At 75.2% G+C, this 9400-nt stretch carries 2 protein-coding genes; both read left to right on the plus strand.

All coding sequences use genetic code 11. The annotated features are described in order from the left end of the window. A partial coding sequence (locus KBY19_RS34665) for an SDR family NAD(P)-dependent oxidoreductase (RefSeq protein ID WP_210967425.1) occupies positions 1-3859 on the plus strand: 3859 nt, incomplete at its 5' end. A gap of 14 nt (positions 3860-3873) precedes the next feature. Next, positions 3874-9400 (plus strand): SDR family NAD(P)-dependent oxidoreductase (locus KBY19_RS34670; protein ID WP_210967426.1); only part of this gene is annotated, 5527 nt, incomplete at its 3' end.

Genomic DNA, 9400 nt, shown 5'->3' on the forward strand with positions numbered 1-9400 from the left:
GGAGTCGGGTGCCGTACGGCTGCTGACCGAGCGGGCCGAGTGGCCGGAGCGCGGGCATCCGCGTCGGGCGGGCGTATCGGCCTTCGGTATCAGCGGCACCAACGCCCATCTGCTGTTGGAGCAGGCGCCGCAGCTGCCGGAGGGCGAGGAGGCGGCAGAGCCGGTGCCCGCCGAATCGGCCGGAACGGGCGGGCCGGGCCTGATTCCGTGGCCCGTCTCGGCGCGCGGCGTCGAGGCGCTGCGCGGGCAGGCTGCCGCGCTGGCCGCGCGGGTGGCCGCCGAGCCGGACCTGTCCCCCGTCGATGTGGGCTGGACGCTGGCGGCCGGCAGGTCGGCGTTCGAGCACCGCGCCGTGGTCGTCGGCGAGGACCGCGCGGAGTTGACCGCCGGTCTGCGGGCGTTGGCGGCCGGTCTGCCGCATCCGACCGTGCTCGATCCGGGCGCCCCAGCGGTGTCCTCGGACGCGGGCGGGCCGGTGCTGGTCTTCCCGGGGCAGGGCTCGCAGTGGGTCGGCATGGCGGCCGAACTGCTGGCGTCTTCATCGACGTTCGCCGATCGCATGGCCGAGTGCGAGTGGGCGCTGTCGCCGTACGTCGACTGGTCGCTGACCGAGGTGCTGACAGGTTCCGACGGCGGGGCCGGTCTGGAGCGCGTGGAGGTGGTGCAGCCCGCGCTGTGGGCGACGATGGTGTCGCTGGCCGCTGTCTGGGCGGACCACGGGGTGACCCCGGCAGCGGTCGTCGGGCACAGCCAGGGCGAGATCGCCGCCGCCTGCGTCGCCGGGGCGCTGCCGCTGGAGGACGGTGCGCGGATCGTCGCGCTGCGCAGCCAGGCCCTGCGGGAGTTGGCGGGCAGCGGCGCGATGGCGTCGCTGGGCGTGGGCGAAGAGCGTGCGGCGGAGCTGATCGACGCGTACGGGCACACCGGGGCGGTGGGAGTCGCGGCGGTGAACGGGCCGTCGTCCACGGTGATCTCGGGGCCGCCGGAGGCGGTCGCCGACGTGGTGGCACGGGCCGACGGCGAGGGGTTGCGCGCCCGGCTCATCGACGTGGACTACGCCTCGCACAGCGCGCAGGTCGACCGGATCGGTGACGAGTTGACGGCGACGCTCTCGGGGATCCTGCCCGCGGCCGACGCCGATGTCGCCTTCTACTCCGCAGTGACGGCGGGACCGCTGGACCCCGTCGAACTGGACGCCGACTACTGGGTGACGAATCTGCGCGAGCGCGTACGGTTCGCCGACACGATCCGCGCCCTGCTCGACGACGGGCACCGCCTCTTCATCGAGGTCAGCACCCATCCCGTGCTGACCGTAGGAATGCAGGAGTGCTTCGAGGAGGCGGGGGTGGCAGCGGCGGCCGTGCCCACGCTCCACCGCGACCGGGGCGATCCGGCCCAGGTGGTACGCGCGGTGGCGGGCGCCTTCGCCGCCGGGGCCCGGGTCGACTGGCGGGCCGTCTTCCCCGCCGAACCGGGTCCGCGTTTCGTGCCGTTGCCGACGTACGCGTTCCAGCGGCGTCGGTTCTGGGTGGCGCCGCCGGCCGCGGGGTTCGGCGCCGACGGGCATGGTGCCGCGGACGGGCTGCGCGACGCGGCGGAATCCCGGCTGTGGCACGCGATCGAGGAGCAGGACGCCGAGACCGTCGCCTCCACGCTCCGGCTCGACGGCGACGGGGAGGCGCTGGCCAGTCTGCTTCCCGCCCTCCCGATCCTGTCCGACTGGCGACGCCACCACCGCGAACAGGCCAGGCTCGACTCCTGGCGCTACCGCGCCACCTGGGTGCCGGTACCGGCCTTGGACGATGCCGCCACCGGGCCACGCCCGGACGGCGGCTCGGGGCCCGGGGCCGACCCGGTCACGGAAGGCGGCCATCACCGCAACGGCAGCGGCGACTCGCCGTCGCTCCCCGGCGGCTGGTTGCTGCTGGTACCCGCCGGGTTCGACGCGCACCCGGCCGTGCGGACCGCCTCCGAGGCGCTGCGGCGGTGCGGGGCGGCGGCCGAGGCGTGGCCGGTCGACACCCGCGCCGGGGCCTGCCGTGAAGAGCTGGCCGAACGGTTGTCGGAAGCCGCCGGCAGCCGGCCGCCGGACAGGATCCTCAGCCTCCTGGCGCTGGACGAGGACCCCCACCCGGACCACCCGGAGGTACCGGCGGGCCTGGCCGCGACCACGGCGCTGGTCCAGGCGCTCGGTGACATCGAGGTCGAGGCGGCCGTGTGGTGTGTGACGCAGGGTGCGGTGGCCGTCTCGGCGGACGATCCGCTCCTCCACCCCGTACAGGCGCAGGCGTGGGGGCTCGGCCGGGTGGCGGCGCTGGAGGAGCCGCAGCGGTGGGGCGGGCTGGTCGACCTGCCGGCCGAGGCCGACGAGGACGTCCCCGACCGGCTGGCGGCGCTGTTCGCCGAGGGCACTGGCGAGGATCAGCTGGCCATCCGGCCCACCGGCACCTACTGCCGCCGCCTGCACCGCGCCCCGGCTGCCGGACCGGAGGGAGCCGGCGCCTGGCAGCCGTCCGGCACGACGCTCGTCACCGGCGGCACAGGCGCGCTCGGCGCGCATCTGGCCCGCTGGCTCGCCAGGAACGGCGCGCCGCATCTGCTGCTGGCCGGCCGCAGGGGCCCGAACGCCCCCGGGGCCCGGGAACTCGCCGCCGAGCTGCGCGGGGCGGGCACCGAGGTCACCCTCGCCGCCTGCGACGTCGCCGACCGTGCGGCCGTGCAGCGGCTCCTCGACGGCATACCGGAAGACCGTCCCCTCACCGCCGTCTTCCATGCCGCCGGGCTCCCGGAGAACATGCCGTTCCCGGACCTCGACCCGGCGCACATGGCGGGGATCCTGCGGCCCAAGGCGCAGGCGGCGGCTCTGCTCGACGAGCTGACGCGGGAGAAGGAGCTGAGCGCCTTCGTGCTGTTCTCCTCGGGCGCCGCCGCCTGGGGCAGCGGGCTGCAGGGATCGTACGCCGCAGCCAACACCTACCTCGACGCCCTCGCCGAGCACCGCCGCGGCCTCGGGCTGCCCGCGACCAGCGTTGCGTGGGGTCCTTGGGGCGACACCGGGATGGCGGCCGACGACACCGCCGTCACCTATTTCGGGCGCCGGGGTCTGGCCCCGCTCGACCCGGAAGGCGCGCTGGCCGCGCTGGGGCAGGCACTGGAGGACCGGGAAACGGCCCTGGCCGTGGCCGACATCGACTGGGAGCGGTTCGCCGCCGCGCTGACCACGCGCCGCCCCAGTCCGCTGCTCGCGGACCTGGCTCGGCCGACCCCTGCCGAGGGCGAGCCCGGCGCCGGGGCGCAGGACGGGCAGGGCGGGCAGGAACCCGCGGATCTGCCGCTGCGCCGCCAACTCGCCGACAGCGGCTCGCCCGAGCAGCAGCGGCATCTGCTGCTGCGGCACGTCCAGACGCATGTGGCGGCCGTGCTCGGCCACGGAGGCCCGGACGAGGTGTCGCCGGCCAGGCCGTTCAAGGAGCTGGGCTTCGACTCGCTGACCGCCGTCCAACTGCGCAACCAGCTCAACGCCACCACCGGTCTCGCCCTCCCGCCGACGCTCGTCTTCGACCATCCGTCGCCCAGCGCGCTGGCCGACCTGCTCCGCGAGCATCTGGTCGACGACGAGGCCGCGTCCGAGGGCCATCTGCTGTCCGGGCTCGACCGGTGGGACGCGGCGTGCGCCCCCGAGACGCTGGACGGCGCCGCCAGACGCCGCGTGGCGCAGCGGCTGGAACTGCTGCTGGCGAAGTGGGGCGACACCCACAACGGCTCCGCCGCCGAGCACTCCGACGCACACGGCGACCTGCGGACGGCGACGGCCGAAGACATCTTCGACCTCATCTCCGACGAGTTCGGCAAGTCCTGAGGAGCGTGGATTCCGTGCCGAAAGAGGAAGAGCTTCTCGAACACCTGCGGTGGGTGACCGCCGAGTTGCGCCGGACGCGTCAGCAGCTGCGGGAGGCGTCGGCGGCCGAGCCCGAGCCGGTCGCGATCGTCGGCATGGCCTGCCGCTACCCCGGCGGCGTCCGGTCCCCCGAGGACCTGTGGCGGCTGGTGGCCGACGGCGGCGACGCCATCGGCGGCTTCCCCGCCGAACGCGGCTGGGACGCCGAGGCGCTGCACGACCCCGACCCCGACCACCACGGCACGACGTACGTCACCGAGGGCGGGTTCTGCGCGGACGCCGTCGACTTCGACGCCGGGTTCTTCGACATCGGTCCGCGTGAGGCGGTGGCGATGGACCCGCAGCAGCGGCTGCTGCTGGAGACCGCGTGGGAGGCGTTCGAACGGGCGGGGCTGCCCCGCGAGGCGCTGCGCGGCAGCGAGACAGGGGTCTTCGCCGGGGTCAGCTCGCACGACTACCTGTCGTTCATCGGTGACCTGACGAGCGACGTCGAGGGGTACGTCGGCACCGGCAACCTCGGCAGCGTGGTGTCCGGCCGCATCGCCTACACACTCGGCCTGGAGGGGCCGGCGGTGACGGTGGACACGGCCTGCTCCTCGTCGCTGACCGCGATGCACCTGGCCTGCCAGTCGCTGCGCCAGGGCGAGTGCACCCTCGCGCTGGCGGGCGGGGTATCGGTGATGGCGACAGCCGGAGCCTTCATCGAGTTCTCGCGGCAGCGGGGGCTGGCTCCCGACGGGCGGTGCAAGTCCTTCGCGGCGGCGGCCGACGGGACCGGCTGGTCGGAGGGGGCCGGACTGGTGGTGCTGGAGCGGCTGTCGGACGCGCGCCGCAACGGTCACCGGGTGCTCGCGGTGCTCCGGGGCTCCGCCGTCAACCAGGACGGCGCGAGCAACGGGCTCACGGCACCCAACGGCCCCTCGCAGGAGAGGGTGATCCGACAGGCCCTGGCCAACGCCCGGTTGACCGCCTCCGACGTGGACGTGGTCGAGGGCCACGGCACGGGAACCACGCTGGGCGACCCGATCGAGGCGCGGGCACTGCTCGCGACGTACGGCCAGGGCCGACCCGCGGACAGGCCGCTGCGGCTCGGCTCGGTCAAGTCCAACCTCGGACACACCCAGGCGGCAGCGGGAGCCGCAGGCGTGATCAAGATGGTGATGGCCCTGCGGCACGGGGTGCTGCCCGCCACGGTCCACCTCGACGCGCCCTCCCCGCACGTGGACTGGGACGCGGGCGCCGTACAGCTGCTGACCGAACGCACCGACTGGCCCCGTCAGGAGAGGCCCCGGCGGGCCGGCGTCTCGGCCTTCGGCATCAGCGGTACGAACGCCCATGTGATCGTCGAGGAGGCGCCGCAGGACGGGCCGGTACCGGAGGGCCGGGACGCGCCGCCCGAGCCCGCGCGGACGACCGGGCCAGTCCCGTGGGTCCTCTCGGCCCGCACCCCGGAGGGGCTGCGCGGCCAGGCGGCGGCCCTGGCCGAACGGCTGCGGACCGAGCCCGAGCTCACCCCCGCAGAGGTGAGCTGGTCGCTGGCCACGACGCGCTCGGTCTTCGAGCACCGCGCCGTGGTCGTCGGCCGGGACCGTGCCGAACTCCTGGCCGGAACCCGAGCGCTGGCCTCCGGAGAACCGCATCCCGCTCTCGTCCACCCCGGCACCCCGGCCCTGACGACCGGGACCGGGCCCGTCCTGGTGTTTCCGGGGCAGGGTTCGCAGTGGGTGGGGATGGGTGTCGAACTGCTGGATGCCTCGCCCGCGTTCGCGGTGCGGATCGCGGAGTGCGAGCGGGCGTTGAAGCCGCATGTGGACTGGTCGTTGGGGGACGTACTGCGGGGTGACGGCGCCGAGCTGGCGCGGGTGGATGTGGTGCAGCCGGTGCTGTGGGCGGTGATGGTGTCGCTGGCTGCGGTGTGGGCCGAGTACGGGGTGCGGCCCGCGGCCGTGGTCGGTCACAGCCAGGGCGAGATCGCTGCCGCCTGTGTGGCGGGGTCTCTCTCGCTGGAGGACGGAGCGCGGATCGTGGCGCTGCGCAGCCGGGCGCTGCGCCAGCTCGCCGGGGGCGGGGCGATGGCCTCGCTCGGGGTGAGCAGCGACGAAGCCCGGCGGCTGATCGACCAGGCGGGGTCGGGCGCCGGGGTCGCGGCGGTCAACGGCCCCTCCGCCACCGTGGTCTCCGGCCCGCCCGACGACGTGACGGCACTCGTGGCGCGCGCCGAGGCGGACGGGCTGCGGGCCCGGCTGATCGACGTGGACTACGCCTCGCACGGCCCGCAGGTCGACCGGATCACCGACGAACTGCACAAGGTACTGGCAGGCATCGAGCCCCGGACGGCGCCGGTCGCCTTCTACTCCACCGTGACCGCCGCCCCCGTCGACACCGCGTCGCTGGACACCGGCTACTGGGTGACGAACCTGCGCGAGCCCGTGAGGTTCGCCGAGACCGTCGAGGCGCTGGTACGCGACGGGCACCGCGTCTTCATCGAGGCCGCCCCGCACCCGGTCCTCTCCCTCGGAATGGAGGACACGCTTCAGGCGTGCGGCGCGGAGGCAGTCACCGTGCCCACGCTGCGCCATGACGAGGGGGGCAGGGAGCAGCTGGCGCGCGCCCTCGCTTCGGGCTTCACCCACGGGGTCGCCCTCGACTGGGCCCGCTGGTTCCCCACCGGGTGCACACCACGCATGGTCGACCTGCCCACCTATGCCTTCCAGCGCCGCCGCTACTGGCTGGACGAGCGCGACAGCACGCCCCAGGACGCCGCGAGCCTCGGTCTGGCGTCCGCCGGGCATCCGCTGCTGGGCGCCGCCGCGCACCTCGCCGAGCAGGACGCCCATCTGTTCACCGGCCGCCTGTCGGCGCACACCCGGCCGTGGCTCTCCGAGCACCGGGTGCTGGGCACCGTGCTGGTGCCGGGTACGGCGATCGCCGAGTTGGCACTGCACGCGGCGCACCGAACGGGCTGCGCCGAGGTGGCGGAGCTGATCCTGCACGACCCGCTGACCGTGCCGGACGAGGGCGCTGTCGAGGTGCAGCTCGCCGTCGCCGCCCCGGACGAGGACGGCCACCGTGCCCTCACCGTGCACTCGCGCCCGGTGCCGGGCGACGACTGCACGGAGGAAGCACCGCCCTGGACGCGGCACGCCTCCGGCGTTCTGGCCACCATGAGCAGCACGGAGCCGACGGGGGGCGCCGCACCGGCCGGGAGTTGGCCACCCCCGGGGGCCGAGCCGCTGCCGACCGAGCATCTGTACCAGGACCTCGCCGACCGCGGCTCCAGCTACGGCGCGGCCTTCCAGGGGCTCACCGCCGCCTGGCGGCTGGACGGCTCGGTCTACGCCGAGGTGGAGCTGCCCCAGGACGCGCGGGCGGAGGCGGACGCCTACGGGGTGCACCCCGTACTGCTCGACGCCGCGCTCCAGGCCCACGCTCTGGAAGCGGCGCTCGCGGACGCCGAGGGGGAGGGCGGAAGGGACGTGGGCGGTGACGCGATCCGGATGCCGTTCTCCTGGAGCGGGCTGCGGCTGTACGCAACGGGCGCGGAGAGCCTCCGGGTACACATCACGCGCAGTCCGGACGTACCCGACCGGCTCGCCCTGACCGCGACCGACCGCACGGGGGCGCCGGTGCTCGCGCTGGCGGACCTGACACTCCGTCCGTTGCGGTCCGAGCAGTTGGACCAGGCCCGCCTGGCGGCCCGGAACACTCTCTTCCGGCTGGATTGGCACCCGCTCGCCCCGACCGGCGCCGCGCCCCCTCAGCGAGCGGCCCTCCTGGCCGCCGACCCCGCCGATCCGTCGGCCGCCGCGCTGCGGGCCGCGCTCCCGGGCGCCGCCTGCTACCCCGATCTCTCAGCGCTCCGCGCCGCCGTGGCCGCCGGGGAGCCCGAACCCGACACCGTGCTGGCTCCGCTCGGGCCCTCCCCCGCCGGGCACGATCCGGTGGGGCGGCTGTACCCGAGCGGCCGGGAGGCGCTGTCGCTGCTCCAGGAGTGGCTGGCCGGACCCGAGAGCGCCGCACGGCTCGTCCTGGTCACTCGCGGCGCCGTGGACGTGGGCGGCCGGGAAGGGGTGGGCAACCTCCCGGGCGCCGTGCTGTGGGGGCTGGTGCGCGGTGCCCAGTCGGAGCACCCGGACCGCTTCGTCCTGCTCGACATCGATGAGGCGGACACCTCGTCGGCCGCCGTACCCGGCGCTGCGTCACCGGACGTCGACGAGCCCCAACTCGCCCTGCGTGGCGGCCGTCTGTTCGTCCCGCGCCTGGTCCACGACGAGCCCGCCGGGCCGTCGGCCCTCCCGGAGACCGGCGCCGCCCAGGACGAAGCTCCGCCGTCCGCCGGGCAGATACGCGTCGCTCTCCGCGCCGGCACACCGGACGGGCACGGCGCGGGCGTCGTCACCGCCGTCGGCCCCGGGACCCACGCGTTCGCCCCGGGCGACCGGGTGCTGGGGCTCTTCCCCGCTCTCTCCCCTGCGGCGGTGACCGAAGCCCACCTGCTCACCGCACTGCCCGACGGCTGGACCTGCGCCCAGGCCACCGGCTCCCTCTCCGGTTATCTGACCGCGTGCCGTGCACTCGCCGAGAGCGGCCGACGCGAGGCGGAGCCGGAAAGCGGGAGCGGCGACTTGGCGGCCGACGAGCTGTCCCCGCACTGGCGTTCCGGCCTGGCCGATCTGTGGGCCAGGGGCGAGGCCGACGCGACGGGCGCGCTCCTCACACTCCTCGGTGAGAAGGCGCTGCGCCCCCTGCCGGTCGTCCCACGGGACATGCGGCACGCCCCCGAGCCGGCACAGGACCTCTCCGGCCCGAGTGGCCCGGACCCGGCCGGTGGCCCGGTTCCCGTCCTCACCTTCCGCCCTCCGCTCGACCCCGACGGCACCGTGCTCGTCACTGGAGGCACGGGGGCGCTCGCCAGGGTCGTGGCGCGGCACCTGGCCGAGCGGCACGGCATGCGGCGACTGCTGCTGGCCAGCCGGAGCGGGGACAGGGCGCCCGGAGCCGAGGCGCTCGCGGCCGAACTGGCCGAACTCGGCGCCGAGGCAAGGATCGTGGCCTGCGACACGAGCGACCGCGCCGAGCTCGCCGCCCTGTTCGCGTCCGTACCGGCGGAACATCCGCTGACCGCTGTCGTACACACAGCGGCTGTGGTGCGGGACGCCACGGTGCAGTCGGCCACTGCGGAGCAGTACGACGACGTACTGCGGGCCAAGGCGGCTGCGGCGTGGCAGCTGCACGACCTCACACGGGAGATGGACCTGTCGGCGCTGGTGCTGTTCTCGTCGGTGACGGGGCTGGCCGGCGGCGCGGGACAGGCCAGTTACGCGGCCGGAAACGCGTTCCTCGACGCGCTGGCGCACCACCGGCGCGCGCTGGGGCTGCCGGCGACCTCGCTCGCGTGGGGGTTCTGGGACCTCCAGGAGGGCATGTCGGGGGCGTTCACCGAAGCCGATCGCGCCCGCAACGCCCGGGCAGGCGATCTGGGACTGGACCCCGAGCAGCGCA

The sequence above is a fragment of the Streptomyces sp. B15 genome (assembly GCF_018070605.1).
Classification (GTDB): Bacteria; Actinomycetota; Actinomycetes; order Streptomycetales; family Streptomycetaceae; genus Streptomyces; species Streptomyces smyrnaeus.